16 protein-coding genes are annotated in these 16784 nt (G+C 54.9%); all 16 read left to right on the plus strand.

The features are described from left to right. The first annotated feature begins 63 nt into the window (after positions 1-63). The 16 genes from PT300_15045 to fdnG all read left to right on the plus strand — a co-directional run bounded on the left by PT300_15045 (position 64) and on the right by fdnG (position 16776). Positions 64-1443, plus strand: coding sequence for a cobyrinate a,c-diamide synthase (locus PT300_15045; protein MDF7681824.1), 1380 nt, complete (start codon positions 64-66; stop codon positions 1441-1443). Beyond that, positions 1440-2399 (plus strand): adenosylcobinamide-phosphate synthase CbiB, encoded by a 960-nt coding sequence (cbiB, locus tag PT300_15050; protein ID MDF7681825.1) that lies wholly within the window; start codon positions 1440-1442, stop codon positions 2397-2399. The genes PT300_15045 and cbiB overlap by 4 nt, the downstream gene beginning before the upstream one ends. A 12-nt stretch (positions 2400-2411) precedes the next feature. Further along, on the plus strand, positions 2412-3044 hold the full coding sequence (locus PT300_15055; GenBank protein ID MDF7681826.1) for a cobalt-precorrin-8 methylmutase: 633 nt from the start codon (positions 2412-2414) through the stop codon (positions 3042-3044). Next, positions 3041-4180 carry a cobalt-precorrin-5B (C(1))-methyltransferase CbiD gene (gene cbiD, locus PT300_15060; protein MDF7681827.1) on the plus strand — a complete coding sequence of 380 codons (1140 nt, stop codon included), beginning with the start codon at positions 3041-3043 and terminating at the stop codon, positions 4178-4180. Before PT300_15055 ends, cbiD begins: the two co-directional genes overlap by 4 nt. Continuing rightward, positions 4174-4779 (plus strand): cobalt-precorrin-7 (C(5))-methyltransferase, encoded by a 606-nt coding sequence (locus tag PT300_15065; GenBank protein ID MDF7681828.1) that lies wholly within the window; start codon positions 4174-4176, stop codon positions 4777-4779. Before cbiD ends, PT300_15065 begins: the two co-directional genes overlap by 7 nt. Then, positions 4769-5338, plus strand: coding sequence for a decarboxylating cobalt-precorrin-6B (C(15))-methyltransferase (locus tag PT300_15070; protein MDF7681829.1), 570 nt, complete (start codon positions 4769-4771; stop codon positions 5336-5338). Before PT300_15065 ends, PT300_15070 begins: the two co-directional genes overlap by 11 nt. After that, positions 5331-6104: a cobalt-precorrin-4 methyltransferase gene (locus PT300_15075; protein MDF7681830.1), complete on the plus strand. Its 774-nt coding sequence runs from the start codon at positions 5331-5333 to the stop codon at positions 6102-6104. The genes PT300_15070 and PT300_15075 overlap by 8 nt, the downstream gene beginning before the upstream one ends. Further along, complete coding sequence (cbiG, locus tag PT300_15080; GenBank protein MDF7681831.1) at positions 6085-7140, plus strand: cobalt-precorrin 5A hydrolase; 1056 nt, start codon at positions 6085-6087, stop codon at positions 7138-7140. Before PT300_15075 ends, cbiG begins: the two co-directional genes overlap by 20 nt. Then, the gene (locus tag PT300_15085) at positions 7140-7865 is read left to right on the plus strand and encodes a precorrin-3B C(17)-methyltransferase (protein MDF7681832.1); all 726 of its coding nucleotides are present in this window, start codon (positions 7140-7142) and stop codon (positions 7863-7865) included. The genes cbiG and PT300_15085 overlap by 1 nt, the downstream gene beginning before the upstream one ends. Beyond that, positions 7862-8653 carry a cobalt-precorrin-6A reductase gene (locus PT300_15090; GenBank protein ID MDF7681833.1) on the plus strand — a complete coding sequence of 264 codons (792 nt, stop codon included), beginning with the start codon at positions 7862-7864 and terminating at the stop codon, positions 8651-8653. Before PT300_15085 ends, PT300_15090 begins: the two co-directional genes overlap by 4 nt. A gap of 12 nt (positions 8654-8665) precedes the next feature. Further along, on the plus strand, positions 8666-9460 hold the full coding sequence (locus PT300_15095; GenBank protein MDF7681834.1) for a sirohydrochlorin cobaltochelatase: 795 nt from the start codon (positions 8666-8668) through the stop codon (positions 9458-9460). Beyond that, positions 9457-10167: a cobalt-factor II C(20)-methyltransferase gene (locus PT300_15100; protein MDF7681835.1), complete on the plus strand. Its 711-nt coding sequence runs from the start codon at positions 9457-9459 to the stop codon at positions 10165-10167. Before PT300_15095 ends, PT300_15100 begins: the two co-directional genes overlap by 4 nt. Positions 10168-10193: 26 nt before the next feature. Then, a complete protein-coding gene (locus PT300_15105) occupies positions 10194-11714 on the plus strand; it encodes a cobyric acid synthase (protein ID MDF7681836.1) in 1521 nt (506 codons plus the stop codon). Next, positions 11714-12271, plus strand: a complete 558-nt coding sequence (cobU, locus tag PT300_15110; GenBank protein MDF7681837.1) for a bifunctional adenosylcobinamide kinase/adenosylcobinamide-phosphate guanylyltransferase — start codon at positions 11714-11716, stop codon at positions 12269-12271. Before PT300_15105 ends, cobU begins: the two co-directional genes overlap by 1 nt. A 17-nt stretch (positions 12272-12288) precedes the next feature. Then, positions 12289-13350, plus strand: coding sequence for a nicotinate-nucleotide--dimethylbenzimidazole phosphoribosyltransferase (cobT, locus tag PT300_15115; protein MDF7681838.1), 1062 nt, complete (start codon positions 12289-12291; stop codon positions 13348-13350). Between the two features lie 372 nt (positions 13351-13722). Further along, positions 13723-16776, plus strand: a complete 3054-nt coding sequence (gene fdnG, locus PT300_15120; protein ID MDF7681839.1) for a formate dehydrogenase-N subunit alpha — start codon at positions 13723-13725, stop codon at positions 16774-16776. The last annotated feature ends 8 nt before the right edge of the window (positions 16777-16784 follow it).

Here is a 16784-nt window from a genome sequence, read left to right on the forward strand (position 1 = left end):
TCCTCACTGGAGTGGGGATATGCGCATTTTCACCTTTACCCACCCTGACACAGGATCAGGGAAATGGCGGCAAAGCAGTACGCATTTGTGCTGGCTGGCACAGGCAGCGGATGTGGTAAAACGACAGTGACACTGGGTTTACTACGTGTATTGCAGCAACGCGGATTACGTGTTCAGCCTTACAAAGTGGGGCCGGATTATCTCGACACCGGCTGGCATACCGCTATATGTGGAACCTCCTCGCGTAATCTTGACAGTTTCATGCTCCCGACCCCGACACTCAATGCGCTGTTTTGCGAGCAGATGCAACAGGCCGATATTGCTGTTATCGAAGGGGTAATGGGGCTGTATGACGGCTACGGTGTCGATCCCAATTACTGCAGCACGGCGGCGATGGCAAAACAACTGGGCTGTCCGGTGATATTACTGGTGGATGGCAAAGCGGTATCGACCTCTGTGGCTGCAACCGTGATGGGTTTTCAGCACTTTGATCGCCAGTTATCGATTGCGGGCGTGATTGTTAATCGCGTCAACAGTGAATCCCATTTCCAGTTGCTGAAAACCGCGATTGAACACTATTGCGCCATCCCGGTGCTTGGTTATGTGCCGCGCATGGACGGGATCAGTCTGCCGGAGCGCCATCTCGGATTAGTCACTGCCCGTGAATCGCTGATCAGCGGGCAAGCCTGGCATGATTTTGCCGCAACCCTTGAGCAGACACTGAATATCGATCAGTTGCTGGCAGTCAGCCAACTGGCAAAACTGCCCGCAGGGGCATGGCCAGAAATGCCTGCGCAAGGGGCCGGACAAGGTTTGCGTCTGGCGCTGGCCGATGACGAAGCATTTAATTTCTATTATCCCGATAACCTGGCCCTGCTGGCGCGTACCGGAGTTGAGATTATTCGCTTCAGTCCGCTGCACGACCGGCAATTGCCTGACTGTCAGATGGTCTGGCTGGGCGGTGGCTATCCTGAACTGCATGCCCAGGCACTTTCTGCCAACACTTCCATGTTAGCCAGTCTGCGCGCGGCGCAGCAAAGTGGCGTCGCCATCTATGCCGAATGTGGCGGGCTGATGTATCTCGGCAGCACACTGACCGATGCACAAGGCGATATCTATCCGATGGCCAGTCTGATCCCCGGCCACAGCAAAATGGACAAACGGCTGACCCGATTTGGTTATTGTGAAGCGCAAGCCTGTCAGCCGACGCTACTGGCAGACAGCGGGGAGATGGTGCGCGGACACGAATTTCACTACTCCGATTTTACCCCCGATCTGCCGGCCGTGATGGACTGCCGTAAGGTACGGGATGGTGTTATCCAGCAACAATGGCGCGGTGGCTGGCAGGTGGGCAATACCTTCGCCAGCTATCTGCATGTTCATTTTGCACAGCGTCCGCTGATGCTAAACCGCTGGCTGGCGGCGGCGAGGGACGCATTATGACACTGCTCGCCTGGTGCATCGGCTGGATACTCGATTTTATTATTGGCGATCCGCAAAACTGGCCGCATCCGGTACGCTGGATGGGAAATCTGATCACGCTGTTACAGCGCATTGTCCGCCGCTATTGTCACAGTGACACCGCGTTACGCATCGGTGGTGGTGTGATGTGGCTGATTGTTGTGGGTGGCAGCTGGGCCGTGGCGTCGGGAGTATTGCTGCTGGCACGCGCGATTAATCCGTGGCTGGCATGGGTGGTCGAAATCTGGATGATTTTTACCCTGCTGGCCGGGCGCAGTCTGGCGCAGGCTGCACAGGATGTGGCAACGCCCCTGCGCGCTGGCGACATCTCAGCCAGTCGGCAAAAGCTGTCGTGGATTGTGGGCCGGGATACCTCGCAACTGCAAGCCGATCAGATCAACCGCGCGGTAGTGGAAACGGTCGCCGAAAATACCGTAGATGGCATTATCGCGCCGTTATTTTTCCTGATGCTCGGTGGTGCGCCACTGGCGATGGCCTATAAAGCGGTGAATACCCTTGATTCAATGGTGGGCTACAAATACGAAAAGTACCGGGCGATCGGCATGGTCAGTGCCCGGATGGATGATGTCGCCAATTATATCCCTGCCCGCCTGAGTGGATTACTGCTGGTTATCGCCGCCTTTTTATGTTGTCAGCAGGGCCGCGAGGCACTGCGTATCGGCTGGCGTGATCGCTATAACCACAGTAGCCCTAACTGTGGCTGGGCAGAAGCGCCCGTTGCCGGAGCTCTGGGGATTCGCCTTGGCGGGCCAAATTATTACTTTGGTGAATGTGTACAAAAGCCGTGGATGGGTGACGCACAGCGTGCCATTACCATCGACGATATCCCCCAAACAATTCGATTAATGTGGGTTGCTTCCCTGCTGGCACTGGCGCTGTTTCTGATGATGCGCTGGCTGGTGGTGGGCGTAGCCTGAGGATAAAAGATAATGCAATACATTCGCCAGCCCCAGCAAATTGAGGCGAAGAGCTTCGCGATTATTGGTGACATCATTAGTGAGACGCGCCCTGAGTACCAGTTTGCCAGTCCGCTGCATGAAGCCATCATCAAGCGGGTGATCCACACCACCGCTGATTTTGACTGGCTGGATATTCTCTGGTTTTCCGATGATGTACTAGACCGGCTGTGTGCGGCACTCTGTCGCCCCTCGGTGATTTACACTGATACCACGATGGCATTGTCCGGCATCAACAAAAATTTACTGGCCCGCTTTGGTGGGGAGTGTCGCTGCTATATCAGTGATCCGCGAGTGGTCGCGCAAGCTAAAGAGGAGGGGATCACCCGGTCGATGGCGGCAGTCGATATTGCGGTCAGGGAAGAGGGCGAGAAAATATTTGTCTTTGGTAATGCGCCGACGGCGCTCTTCCGCTTGCTGGAACATGACATTACGGTCAGTGGGGTGGTGGGCGTTCCGGTCGGTTTTGTCGGCGCGGCAGAATCGAAAACAGCACTCACCCACAGTGCGTTACCGGCTATCGCTGCGCTTGGTCGCAAAGGGGGCAGTAATATTGCCGCCGCGATAGTTAACGCCATTCTCTACCACTTGCAGAGGTCATTATGAGTGATCCCTCTTTTGCGGCTCCGGTATGGCATAACGGCAAGGCGTTGCGTAAAGGCTACACCACGGGCTCCTGTGCGACCGCCGCCGCGAAAGTGGCGGCACTGATGGTATTGCGTCAGCATCTTATCCACCAGGTGTCGATTGTCACGCCATCTGGTGTCACCCTGCGGCTGAATGTCGAGTCACCGCATATTGAGGGACAGCAGGCGATCGCCGCGATCCGTAAAGATGGCGGTGATGATGTCGATGCCACTCATGGCATGTTGATTTTTGCCAGAGTGACGCTCAATGACCGTAGCGAGATCGTGTTGCGCGGGGGCGAAGGGGTGGGCACCGTGACCCGCAAAGGGATCGGTCTGCCGACCGGTAGTGCCGCGATTAACCGCACTCCCCGACAGACGATCGAAGCGGCGGTGCGGGAGGTCATCGGCCCGACCCGTGGCGCAGAGATTGAAATTTTTGCTCCCGAAGGCGAGGAACGGGCGAAAAAAACCTATAACTCACGTCTTGGCATCGTGGGGGGGATTTCGATTATTGGCACCACCGGTATCGTCACCCCGATGTCGGAAGAGAGCTGGAAACGCTCACTGTCGCTGGAACTGGAGATTAAGCGTACTGCCGGATTACAGCGTGTGGTGCTGGTGCCGGGCAATCATGGCGAACGTTTTGTGCGTGAAAAGATGGGGATCGACAGCGAGAAGGTGGTCACCATGAGCAACTTTATTGGCTACATGATTGACGAAGCGGTACGTCTCGGATTCCAGCAGATCGTGCTGGTAGGCCACCCAGGCAAGCTGATCAAAGTGGCTGCCGGGATCTTCCACACCCACAGCCATGTTGCCGATGCACGGATGGAGATCCTGGTCGCCCATCTGGCCCTGCTTGGCGCGCCGCTGGAATTGCTGACCCAGGTCAGTGACTGCGATACCACCGAAGCCGCGATGGAACATATCGATGCTTATGGCTTCCAGCGGATCTATAACCATCTGGCGGAACGCATCTGTCTGCGGGTCAGGCAGATGTTGCGCTTCAGTGAAAACCCGCCGGTTTGCGACGCCATTATGTTCTCTTTTGATAATCAGGTATTGGGCAGTAATCGACCGATCGCCGACATCGTTAAGGATCTGCAATGTTAACCGTGGTAGGCATGGGCCCCGCTGGCACGCACCTGATGACACCCGCCGCGCATGCGGCAGTCGCGCAGGCGGATGTTCTTGTCGGGGGCAAACGTCATCTCCAGCAATTTCCCGATTTTCAGGGCGAGACCTGGCCGCTCGGTGCCAACATCCCAGAGTTGCTGGCATGGATTGAAGCCCGGCGCGATAAACAGGTGGTGATTATCGCTTCCGGTGATCCGCTGTTTTACGGCATCGGTAGCCGCATGATTGCCCACTTTGGCATCGGTAACGTCACCATTATTCCTGGGATCAGTGCCGTACAGTACCTCTGTGCGCTGGCCGGCATCGATATGAATGAGATGTGGCTGACCAGTTGTCACGGACGAGAGGTCGATTTTGATGAGCTGGCACGCCATCACAAAGTGGCGATGGTGACGGATAGCTTATGCGGGCCACGGGAAATCGCCGCTCAGCTGGTTGCGCGCGGCAAAGGCTATCGCTGGATGGTGATTGGTGAAAACCTGGCGATGGATCAACAACGACTTCACTGGCTCACCGTCAGTGAGGTCAGGGAAAAATATGAAATGAACACAGTGGTGATCCTTGATGAAAGATAGTCTTTTTCTGCGTGGCGGCAAAGTGCCTATGACCAAAGAGGTGGTGCGTGCGCTGGCACTATCCAGACTGGAGTTACAGGGGGCGCACCATCTGATTGATATCGGAGCGGGTACCGGAAGCGTCTCGATAGAAGCGGCGTTACAGTTCCCTTTATTGCATGTCACCGCCGTTGAACGCAACCCCGCCGCGTTGCAACTGCTGGAAGAGAACCGTCAGCGCTTTGCCTGTCGTAATATTGAGATCCTCGCCGGAGAAGCGCCAGTGACGGTCACCGAAAAGGCCGATGCGATATTTATCGGCGGCAGCGGTGGCCATCTGACGGCACTGATCGACTGGTCTTTGCAGCAGTTACTTCCCGCAGGTCGCCTGGTGATGACCTTTATTCTGATCGAAAACCTGCATAGTGCGCTGGCATATCTGAACCAGATTGGGATACAGAACGTGGATTGCCAGCAAATAGATGTCTCGACACTCGCCACGCTCGGTAACGGTCACTACTTCAAACCCAACAATCCGGTCTTTATGATCGCCTGCCAGAAGGAAACACACGATGTCTGAGACCTTTGACCCACGCCAGGTCTGGTTTGTCGGTGCCGGGCCGGGGGATCGTGAGCTGATCACCCTCAAAGGATATCACCTGCTACAACAGGCGCAGGTGGTGATCTATGCCGGATCACTGATTAATACCGAACTGCTGGAGTATTGCCCAGCCGATGCCGAGTGCCATGACAGCGCGGAACTCGATCTGCAACAGATTATTGATTTGATGGTGACGGGTGTCAAAGCCGGAAAAACGGTGGTACGCCTGCAAACCGGCGATGTTTCGCTGTATGGCTCGGTACGCGAACAGGGAGAAGAACTGACGAAACAGGGTATCGGCTGGCAGGTCGTCCCCGGTGTCAGCGCGTTCCTCGGCGCAGCGGCAGAACTGGGGGTAGAGTACACGGTGCCTGAAGTATCACAAAGCCTGATTATTACCCGGCTGGAGGGGCGCACCCCGGTTCCCGAACGCGAACAACTGGAATCTTTTGCCCGTCATCAAACCTCAATGGCGATTTACCTGTCGGTACAGCGGATCCATCGGGTGGCGGAACGGCTGATTGCCGGTGGCTATCCTGCGACGACTCCGGTGGCGGTGATTTATAAAGCCACCTGGCCGGAAAGCCAGACGGTACGCGGTACGCTCAGTGATATTAGCGATAAAGTTCGCGCAGCGGGTATTCGTAAAACCGCGCTGATTCTGGTCGGCGATTTCCTTGGCACGGAGTATCACTACTCGAAGCTCTATGCGGCAGAATTCAGCCATGAATACCGCAAAGCCTGAATCCATCGCGCTATTTTGCCTGACCCCCGGTGGCGTGCAACTGGCTAAAAGGCTGGCGGCAGCGCTACCGGTAACCTGCTTTACCAGCACCAAATTGCTGGAGGATGGCTTCAGGCCGTTTGAGGGCGGCTTTACTCAGGCTGCCCGCGCTGCCTTTGCGCACTATTCAGCGCTGATTTTTATTGCCGCCACCGGGATTGTGGTACGCACTCTGGCACCGCTGGTGAATGACAAATTTGCCGATCCGGCGGTTATCGTCATTGACGAGCGCGGTCAGCATGTGATCAGTCTGCTATCCGGTCATGTTGGCGGTGCTAATGCCTTAACCCGCCATCTGGCGACGATCCTCGATGCTGATCCGGTGATCACCACCGCGACGGATGTCAACCAGATGGCGGCTCTGGATACCCTGGCGTTGCAGTTACAGGCGCGAATGAAAGATTTCCGGGCGACGGTAAAAACAGTCAATCAGATGCTGGTCAGTCAGCAACGGGTAGGGCTGTGGTGGGAACCTGCGCTGACAGAGGTGGTCAGCCAGTGCGAGACACGCGGATTTATTATCGTCCACGACCTGCAACAACTGCCCGCGCTGGATGCGCTGGTGTGCATCACCCTCGCCAGCGAGCTACCGGATTTGCCCCTTCCACACTGGAAGCTGGTTCCCCAGCGCGTGGTGGCGGGGATCGGCTGTCGGCGCGATACCCCGTTTTCACTGCTCAACGCCCTGTTAAGCCGCCAGTTTGCGGCGCAGCGTTTAGATCCGCTGGCATTAAAAGTCATCGGTAGTGTTTCACTGAAACAGGATGAAGCTGGACTGATTCAGCTGGCCGCTGACTGGCAGGTGCCCTTTGAAACCTTTACTGCCGATGTTTTACGTGAGTACGAACACCATTTTCCTGCCTCATCGTTTGTCCGCCAGACGGTGGGGATAGGCAGTGTCTCTGGCCCGGCAGCCTGGCGGCTGAGCGAGGGACAACTATTAGGCGAAACCCTGCGTGAACAGGGAGTGACTATTACTTTAGGAGTTTCACACTGATGTTAACCGTAATTGGAATCGGCCCTGGCTCGCAGGCGATGATGACGATGGAAGCCGTAGAAGCGTTACAGGCGGCAGAAATTATCGTTGGTTATAAAACTTATACTCATCTGGTCAAAGCGTTTACCGCCGATAAGCAGGTGATAAAAACCGGCATGTGCAAAGAGATCGACCGCTGTCAGACCGCGATTGAGCTGGCACAGGAGGGGCACAATGTGGCGCTAATCAGCAGTGGCGATGCCGGTATCTATGGCATGGCCGGGCTGGTGCTGGAGCTGGTCAATAAACAGCAGCGGGATGTGGAAGTGCGATTAATTCCTGGCATGACCGCCAGCATTGCCGCCGCCGCTTTGCTCGGGGCACCATTAATGCATGACTTTTGCCATATCAGCCTGAGTGATCTGCTGACCCCGTGGCCGGTGATCGAAAAGCGGATCATCGCCGCCGGAGAAGCTGATTTTGTGATCTGTTTCTATAACCCGCGCAGTCACGGCCGTGAAGGCCATCTGGCGCGCGCTTTTGAGCTGCTCGCTACCAGTAAGGCGGCACAGACGCCGGTCGGGGTGGTGAAAGCGGCAGGACGTAAAAAACAGCAAAAATGGCTGACCACCCTGGGCGAGATGGATTTCGAACCGGTCGATATGACCAGCCTGGTGATCGTCGGCAATAAAACTACCTATATCGACAACGGACTGATGATCACGCCACGGGGATACGTGCTGTGAATTATGGCGATGTACTGGTGATAGGCGGCACCAGTGATGCCCGTGCGCTCTGTCAGCAACTGGAGGCGGCCGGTGTCGCCTATACCCTGTCGGTCGCCACCGCCACCGGTCAGCAACTGGCGAGTGATATTAAAGGGCAGCTCCATTGTGGCCGGATGGATCGCGAACAGATGATAGCCTGGTTGCAGGCGCACCAAACCCGTTGGGTGATAGACGCTTCACACCCCTATGCGGAAGTGGTCAGCCACAACATCAAGCTGGCCTGTGACGCATTAGCGATTGTCCTCAGCCGCTATCAGCGCCCGGAGCAGCTCGCCGGGCTGGAGCATCCGCTGCTCTATCACGCGAAAGACATTGAAGAAGCGTGCATCCTGGCCCGTCAGTTTGGTGAACGGGTGCTGTTGACCACCGGTAGCAAAGAGCTGGCGCGCTGGTGTGCCGGGCTGCCGGGGAAAACGGTACTGGCGCGGGTACTGCCGGTCGCCGAGGTGATGACGCAATGCGCGGAGCTCGGTCTCGGTGTCGGGCAAATTTTTGCCATGTGTGGGCCATTCAGTGCCGAATTTAATACTGCCTTTTATCGCCAGTGCCGGGCTGATCTGATGATCACCAAAGCCTCGGGGGCGGAGGGTGGTTATCAGGAAAAGGTACAACCCTGTCTTGAAGCGGGTATCCCCTGCATTGTTATTAACCGTCCGGCACCGTTAGTGACAGGGGATGAGTTACTGGAAAGTCAGGCGGACTTTGCCCGGCGTTTAACACGCTGGCTGGCGGCCAATAAAGAGTGAGCGAGGTAAAAAATGAAAAAGGCGCTTCTGGTGGTCAGTTTTGGCACCAGTTATCACGATACCTGTGAAAAAAATATTGTGGCTTGTGAGCGTGATCTGGCAGCGAGTTGTCCCGATCGGGATCTGTTTCGTGCCTTTACCTCACGGATGATCATTCGCAAGCTGCAACAGCGTGACAATATCACTATCGATACCCCTTTACAGGCGCTACAAAAACTGGCCGATCAGGGCTATCAGGATGTGGCGATTCAGTCATTGCACGTGATTAACGGTGATGAATATGAAAAGATTGTCGATCAGGTGCAAACCCTGCGTCCGTTGTTTCGTCGGCTGACCATCGGCACACCACTGCTAAGCGCGCGTGATGATTACAACCAGCTGATACAGGCATTGCAGCAGCAGATGCCCGCGCTGGCGGCGAAAGAAAAAGTGGTGTTTATGGGGCATGGTGCCAGCCATCACGCCTTTGCCGCTTACGCCTGCCTCGATCATATGATGATGGCAGAAGGCTTAGCGGCGCGTGTCGGCGCGGTAGAGAGTTATCCGGAGGTCAATATTCTGATCGACAGCCTGCGTGAAGAGGGGGTCAGCGCGGTGCATCTGATGCCATTGATGATGGTGGCCGGTGATCATGCGATTAATGATATGGCCTCCGATAACGACGACTCATGGAAAGTGTTGTTTAATGCCTCCGGTATTGCGGCGACGCCGTGGCTGGTCGGTCTTGGCGAAAATCCGGCGGTGCGGGCTATTTTTGTCGCTCATTTGCAGCAGGCGCTTAACGCGGCGGTAGAGGAGGCGGCATGAGCGGCGGTAAATTATATGCGTTGAGCACCGGGCCGGGTGCGTCGGATCTGATCACCGTGCGTGGGGCGCGTATTCTGTCAATGCTGGATATTCTCTACGCGCCCGCCGGGCGTAAAGGCGGCGATAGCCTCGCGTTATCGATTGTCCGGCAATACCTGGGTGAACATGCCGAAATTCGTTGCCACCATTTCCCGATGAGTGCCGATAGTGCCGAAAAAGAGGCGGTCTGGGATGAGGTGGCTACCCTGTTGAGTCAGGATGTGCAGGCGGGTAAGCAAGTCGGGTTTATCACCCTCGGTGACGCGATGCTATTCAGTACCTGGGTGTTTTTACTGCAACGTCTCGGCAACCCGGAGTGGCTGGAGATCGTTCCGGGCGTGACTTCTTTTGCGGCGATTGCGGCACGGACACAGATGCCCCTGGCGATGGATCAGCAATCCCTGGCGGTGCTCTCCTGTACCGCGCCGGAAGCGGACATCGCCGACGCGCTTCAGCGCCATGAGAGTCTGGTGCTGATGAAAGTCTATGGCCGCTTTGCCCGTATCAAAGCGCTACTGGCGCAGGCGGGATTGCTGGATTGTGCAGTGATGATGTCAGAGGCGACACTCCCTGGCGAACAGTGCTGGCGACAGCTCGGCGAAGTCAGCGATACGCAGCTATTGCCCTATTTCTCCACCATTCTGGTCAATAAGCAGTGGCGGCGATAAATTCAGAACCCCATCAGGAGGAGTCCATGACCCAGGCGATCATGTTACAGGGCACCGCGTCCGATGTCGGGAAAAGTGTATTAGTCGCCGGGTTATGCCGTATTTTTTATCAGGATGGCCTGCGCACCGCGCCATTTAAGTCGCAAAATATGGCGCTTAACTCCGGGATCACTGCCGATGGCAAAGAGATGGGGCGAGCGCAGATTTTCCAGGCCGAGGCGGCGGGGATCACCCCGGATGTGCGCATGAACCCGGTGCTGTTAAAACCGACCAGCGACCGTAAAGCCCAGGTGGTGCTGATGGGCGAAGTGGCCTGCGATATGGATGCGGTCAGTTATCATCAGTATAAACCGCAGCTACGGGAACAGGTTTTGCAGGTCTATAACAGCCTCGCGCAGCAGTATGATGTGCTGGTGCTGGAGGGGGCGGGCAGCCCGGCCGAGATCAACCTGCGTGATCGCGATATCGTCAATATGGGCATGGCGGAGATGGCGCGCTGCCCGGTGCTGTTGGTGGCCGATATTGACCGTGGTGGCGTCTTCGCCGCTATCTACGGCACCCTCGCGCTTCTCCAGCCTGATGAGCGGGCGCGGATCAAAGGAGTGATCATCAATAAATTTCGCGGTGATGTCGCGCTCCTGCGTCCGGGTATCGAACAGATTGAAAAGCTGACCGGGGTGTCGGTGCTGGGGGTGATGCCGTGGCTGGAGATCGATCTGGAAGATGAAGATGGTGTGGCGCTGCAAAACGGCAAATATGCGTCGGGCGAGTCACACGATATTAATATTGCGGTGATCCAGCTCCCGCATATCGCGAATTTTACCGATTTCAACGCCCTGGCGGCGCAAGCGGATGTGGGGGTGCGCTATATCCGTCACCCGCAGGAGCTGACAGGCAGTGATTTGCTGATCCTGCCGGGCAGTAAAAATACTCTGGGCGATCTCCGCTGGCTGCGTGATAGCGGTATGGCCGAGGCGCTGCTCGCTGCCCACAGCCAGCAGGTGCCGATCATCGGTATTTGTGGTGGCTATCAGATGCTGGGAAAGCGCATTATTGACGAAGTCGAATCCGGCCTCGGTTGCCAGCCAGGACTGGGATTACTCAATACAATAACCCATTTCGCCCGCCATAAAATCACCACTCAGGTGGGTGCGCAGATGGCGTCCTCGTTACCGGGCTGGCTGCAGCCGATGTCGGGGATTGAGCTGCAGGGTTATGAGATTCATATGGGCAAAACCCAGCGGGCAGCCGATGGTCATCCGGCGCTGTTGTTAAACAAAAAGGGGCAATCGATCGCCGATGGTGCGGTCAGTGATGATGGCCTGGTGATGGGCACTTATCTGCATGGCCTGTTTGATAATGATACCTTTACCCGCGCACTGGTGAACAGTCTGCGGCAACGCAAGGGATTAGCGCCATTAGTCGTCACCACCGATTACGCCACCTATCGCTCGCAGCAGTTTGATCTGTTAGCCACAGCGATGAGAGAACATATTAACATCGACCAGATTTATCACATTATGCGCGAGCATCGGGAGAGTGCGTGATGATTTTAGTGACTGGCGGCGCACGCAGTGGCAAAAGTGGCCATGTTGAACGGCTGGCGGCACAGCATTGTCAGCATGTGCTGTATATTGCGACCTCGGTTATCAGTGATCAAGAGATGGCGTTGCGCGTTGAGAAACATCGTGCTCAGCGCCCGGCACACTGGCGCACCTGGGAGGGGTTTCGCAACCTCGCGCAGGTGATCCGCCATCAGCTACGGCCGGGAGAGGGCGTGGTGCTGGAGTGTATCACCACCATGCTGGCTAATCTGCTGTATGAGGCCAGCGGCGGCGCAGCGCCAGAAGAGATTGATTTCCCGGTTGTCGAAGCGCAGTTACAGCAACAGGTGGATGAGCTGATTGTCGCCTGTCAGCAATCCACTGCACCTGTCTATATTGTGACCAATGAACTGGGGATGAGCATTACGCCAGAGAACCGCCTGGCACGCCATTTTGTCGATATTTCCGGTCGCGCTAATCAAAAACTGGCTCAGGCGGCGGAAGAGGTATGGCTGGTGGTGTCCGGGATTGGCGTAAAAATTAAGGGCTGTGATCAATAACACCGTCAGGAGATGTGATGGAGAGTTTAGAGGCACTGGTAGCGGCTATCCGCCCCCTTGATCAGCAAAAAATGCACGCTGCCGCTGGTTATATTGATGGCTTATTAAAGCCACTGAACAGCCTCGGACGTCTTGAACGTCTGGCTGTCCAGTTATCGGGAATGCCGGGTATCGATCAGCTCGATAATCTGCAAAAAGAGATTATCGTGATGTGTGCCGACCACGGTGTCTTTGCTGAAGGGGTGGCGGCGACACCGCAAAAAGTCACCCATATTCAGGCGGAGAATATGCTGAAAGGGCTGACCGGGGTCTGTGTGCTGGCCCGTCATAGCCAGACGTCGGTATTACCGGTCGATATCGGTATTGATGGTGAACCGATAGCGGGGATGCTGAGCCTCAAACTGGCGCGCGGTAGTGGCAATATTGCCCACGGCCCGGCGATGACACGTCAGCAGGCGCAACAGTTACTGCTGGCCAGCGCCGCGCTGGTAAAAAAACGCGCCGCAGAAGGCATTTCTGTATTTGGCGTCGGTGAGCTGGGTATCGCTAACACCACCCCAGCCTCGGCGTTAATCAGCGTCTTAACCGGCTGTGATCCCCATGAAGTGGTCGGCATCGGTGCCAATCTGCCGGTTGCACGTCTACAGCATAAGGAAGCCATCGTCAGGCAGGCGATTGCGGTTAACCAGCCCGATAAAACGGATGTGGTTGACGTACTGGCAAAAGTTGGTGGCTATGATCTGGTGGGGATGACCGGCGTGATCCTCGGTGCTGGAGCCTGTGGTTTACCGGTGGTACTGGATGGGTTTCTTTCTTACGCGGCGGCGATCGCCGCCTGTCAGTTAGCATCAGCGGTGAAAGATTATTATATACCATCCCATTTCTCGGCAGAAAAAGGGGCGACACGCGCCCTGGCGGCGCTGGGACTCCAGCCTTTTCTGTATCTTGATTTACGCCTCGGCGAAGGCAGTGGCGCGGCGCTGGCGATGTCGATTATTGGTGCCGCCTGTGCCATGTATTGTCAGATGGGGTTGCAGACTGACAGTGGTTTTTGCCTGTTGCCGACAGGCAGCAGTTAAAATATTAAGCGATCGGTTATATTTTATATATCGCTAAGAGAATAACCTGATTCGCGAAAATAAAAGATAGGTCAATGCGTAAAAAAAATGACAGAAACGGTTTGTGATCACTGGCGTAATAATATTGCGGCAGCGGTGAGCAATCAGCATATTTCCTGTTCAGCGTGTCATATAACGGACAAAAAACGGTGATCCATAAGGGTGTAATAAGGGATTGCAGTAAAAATTTACCGATGACTCACCTGCTGTTTTTCTTTTATCCGAACAGCAACATAGTAAGACATATTCCCTCCTAAGGGTAATGGTTTCTGACGCCGAATACTTTTATACTCCTGATATCTTTTCACGTCTTAAGTTTAAGCTGGAGAACACATGGATCTTAACCGGAGGCAGTTTTTTCGGATCTGCGCAGGAAGTATGGCAGGCACAACAGCAGCATCTCTTGGGTTTTTGACCTCTTTTTCTGCTCAGGCAGGCATACGTCAATATAAACTCCTGAAAGCCAAAGAAACACGTAACAACTGTACCTATTGTTCAGTGGGTTGCGGTATTCTGATGTACAGCTTCGGTGATGCGGCGAAGAATGTCCGGGAAAACATCTATCATATTGAAGGTGACCCTGATCATCCGGTAAGCCGTGGTTCTTTATGCCCGAAAGGGGCAGGTGTTCTCGATTATATCCATAGCCAGAATCGGTTAAAATACCCGGAATACCGTGCACCGGGATCAGATAAATGGATACGTATTAGCTGGGACGAAGCGATTAATCGTATTGCGCGGTTAATGAAAGATGACCGTGACGCCAATTTTATTGAAAAAAATGCTCAGGGCGTGACGGTCAACCGCTGGACGACCACCGGTATGTTGTGTTCTTCTGCCGCCAGTAATGAAACCGGCATCCTGGATGGAAAATTTAGCCGTGGGCTGGGCATGGTTGCCATTGACTGCCAGGCGCGGTTGTGTCACGGCCCGACGGTTGCCGCGCTGGCACCCACCTTTGGCCGTGGGGCGATGACCAATAACTGGGTCGATATTAAAAATGCCAATGTCATTCTGATCATGGGCGGTAATGCCGCCGAAGCGCACCCGGTTGGTTTCAAGTGGGTGGTGGAAGCGCAAACCAAAAATAACGCGACAGTGATTGTGGTCGATCCCCGTTTTAACCGTAGCGCCAGCGTCGCCGATCTGTATGCGCCGATACGGGCAGGCTCGGACGCGGCGTTTTTACTGGGGGTGATCCATTATCTGATCGAACATGACCAGATACAGCATGACTATGTACGTCACTACACCAATGCCAGTTTACTGATCCGTGATGATTATCAGTTTAATGACGGTTTATTTAGCGGCTATGATGCGGAAAAACGGCAATATGATAAATCGAGCTGGTTATATCAGAAAGATGAGCAAGGGCATGCCTTGCGCGATGAAACCCTCAGCCATCCGCGCTGCGTCTGGAATCTGCTGAAAAGCCATGTCGCACGCTATACCCCGGAAATGGTCAGCCGTCTGTGTGGCACCCAGGTCGCTGATTTTACCCGCATTTGCCAGATCCTCGCGGGCACCAGTGCGCCGGATCGTACCGCGACGATTCTGTATGCGCTGGGCTGGACACACCATACGGCTGGTGCGCAGATCATCCGTGCCGCCGCGATGTTACAGCTATTACTGGGCAATATTGGTATGGCCGGTGGCGGCGTTAACGCGCTGCGCGGTCACTCGAATATTCAGGGCTACACCGACCTCGGGCTGCTCTCCACCAATCTGCCTGGCTATATGCCATTACCGTCAGAAAAACAGCCGGACTATCAGACTTATATTAAGCAAATTACCCCTCTTGCGCTGGGCGCGAGCGAAGTCAACTACTGGCAGCATACGCCCGCGTTTTTCGTCAGTATGATGAAAAGCTTCTGGGGTGAGCACGCGACAGCCGACAATAACTGGGGTTACGACTGGCTACCGAAATGGGATCGCCTGTACGATGTGATGACCCAGGCGCAATTGATGCTGGAAGGCAAGATGAACGGCTATATTGTTCAGGGTTTCAACCCACTGGCCGCCTTCCCGGATAAAAATAAATCCTCCCGTGCGCTGGCACGACTGAAATACATGGTGGTCATTGATCCGCTGCTCACCGAGTCATCGAACTTCTGGCAGCATCATGGCGAGATGAATGACGTGAAACCGGAAGATATCCAGACCGAGGTTTTCCGTCTGCCCTGCTCCTGTTTTGCTGAAGAAGATGGCTCGATTGCCAATTCCGGACGCTGGCTACAATGGCACTGGGCCGCAGCCGAGCCGCCGGGAGAAGCGTTACATGATGGGGAAATCCTTGGCCGCCTGTTGATGCGCCTGCGCGAGCTGTATCAGCAAGAGGGGGGCGCCAATCCTGCGCCTTTGCTGAATATCGCCTGGAATTATAAAAATCCTTATGATCCGCATCCCGAAGAGATAGCGCGTGAAGCCAACGGTCAGGCGCTCGCCGATCTCTATGATGATAAAGGGCAACTGATCGCGAAGAAAGGCCAGCAACTGAGTAGCTTCTCACAATTACGCAGTGACGGCACCACCAGCAGTTTCTGTTGGGTCTATTGCGGATGCTGGACGGAGCAGGGAAATCAGATGGCTAACCGTGATAACAGCGATCCTTATGGTCTCGGCTGTACCCCCGGCTGGGCCTGGTCATGGCCGGCGAATCGTCGTATCCTTTATAATCGCGCCTCGGCGGATCCTGCCGGTAAACCCTGGGATATGAAGCGGGCGTTATTACACTGGGATGGCAGCAAATGGCAGGGCGTGGATATCGCCGATTACAGCCAGGCGGCACCGGACAGCAATGTGGGGCCTTTTATCATGAATCCGGAAGGCGTCGCGCGTCTGTTCTCGATTGATAAAATGAATGACGGACCATTCCCGGAACATTATGAACCGGTTGAATCGCCCATCGGCACCAATCCACTGCATCCGGAGGTGGTCTCCAGCCCCGTGGCACGGATTTACCATGACGATATAGCGAATATGGGAACGGCAGAAGGTTTTCCGTATGTCGCGACCACCTATTCGATTACCGAATTATTCCGCCACTGGACAAAACATGCGCGACTGAATGCCATTGCTCAGCCGGAACAATTTATTGAAATTGGTGAAACACTTGCGAACAAAAAAGGAATTGCCGCAGGTGATATAGTTAAAGTGATATCAAAACGTGGCTTTATTAAAGCAAAAGCAGTAGTAACAAAACGTTTACAAACGTTGGTAATCGATGGCAAGCAGATTGAAACTGTTGGGATCCCTTGCCACTGGGGTTTTGAAGGGGCAACACGAAAAGGCTTTCTGGCCAATACGCTGACGCCATCAGTCGGTGATGCCAATTCACAAACACCAGAATATAAAGCATTTCTGGTTAATATTGAGCGGGTGTCGTAAGGGAAATA

Source organism: Enterobacteriaceae bacterium ESL0689 (assembly GCA_029433525.1).
GTDB lineage: Bacteria > Pseudomonadota > Gammaproteobacteria > Enterobacterales > Enterobacteriaceae > JAQTIF01.

Excerpts from the sequence above, each read along its gene's own strand:
- PT300_15045 (MDF7681824.1), top strand. The coding sequence starts at position 64 with ATGGCGGCAAAGCAGTACGCATTTGTGCTGGCTGGCACAGGCAGCGGA.
- cbiB (MDF7681825.1), top strand. The coding sequence starts at position 1,440 with ATGACACTGCTCGCCTGGTGCATCGGCTGGATACTCGATTTTATTATT.
- PT300_15055 (MDF7681826.1), top strand. The coding sequence starts at position 2,412 with ATGCAATACATTCGCCAGCCCCAGCAAATTGAGGCGAAGAGCTTCGCG.
- cbiD (MDF7681827.1), top strand. The coding sequence starts at position 3,041 with ATGAGTGATCCCTCTTTTGCGGCTCCGGTATGGCATAACGGCAAGGCG.
- PT300_15065 (MDF7681828.1), top strand. The coding sequence starts at position 4,174 with ATGTTAACCGTGGTAGGCATGGGCCCCGCTGGCACGCACCTGATGACA.
- PT300_15070 (MDF7681829.1), top strand. The coding sequence starts at position 4,769 with ATGAAAGATAGTCTTTTTCTGCGTGGCGGCAAAGTGCCTATGACCAAA.
- PT300_15075 (MDF7681830.1), top strand. The coding sequence starts at position 5,331 with ATGTCTGAGACCTTTGACCCACGCCAGGTCTGGTTTGTCGGTGCCGGG.
- cbiG (MDF7681831.1), top strand. The coding sequence starts at position 6,085 with ATGAATACCGCAAAGCCTGAATCCATCGCGCTATTTTGCCTGACCCCC.
- PT300_15085 (MDF7681832.1), top strand. The coding sequence starts at position 7,140 with ATGTTAACCGTAATTGGAATCGGCCCTGGCTCGCAGGCGATGATGACG.
- PT300_15095 (MDF7681834.1), top strand. The coding sequence starts at position 8,666 with ATGAAAAAGGCGCTTCTGGTGGTCAGTTTTGGCACCAGTTATCACGAT.
- PT300_15100 (MDF7681835.1), top strand. The coding sequence starts at position 9,457 with ATGAGCGGCGGTAAATTATATGCGTTGAGCACCGGGCCGGGTGCGTCG.
- PT300_15105 (MDF7681836.1), top strand. The coding sequence starts at position 10,194 with ATGACCCAGGCGATCATGTTACAGGGCACCGCGTCCGATGTCGGGAAA.
- cobU (MDF7681837.1), top strand. The coding sequence starts at position 11,714 with ATGATTTTAGTGACTGGCGGCGCACGCAGTGGCAAAAGTGGCCATGTT.
- cobT (MDF7681838.1), top strand. The coding sequence starts at position 12,289 with ATGGAGAGTTTAGAGGCACTGGTAGCGGCTATCCGCCCCCTTGATCAG.
- fdnG (MDF7681839.1), top strand. The coding sequence starts at position 13,723 with ATGGATCTTAACCGGAGGCAGTTTTTTCGGATCTGCGCAGGAAGTATG.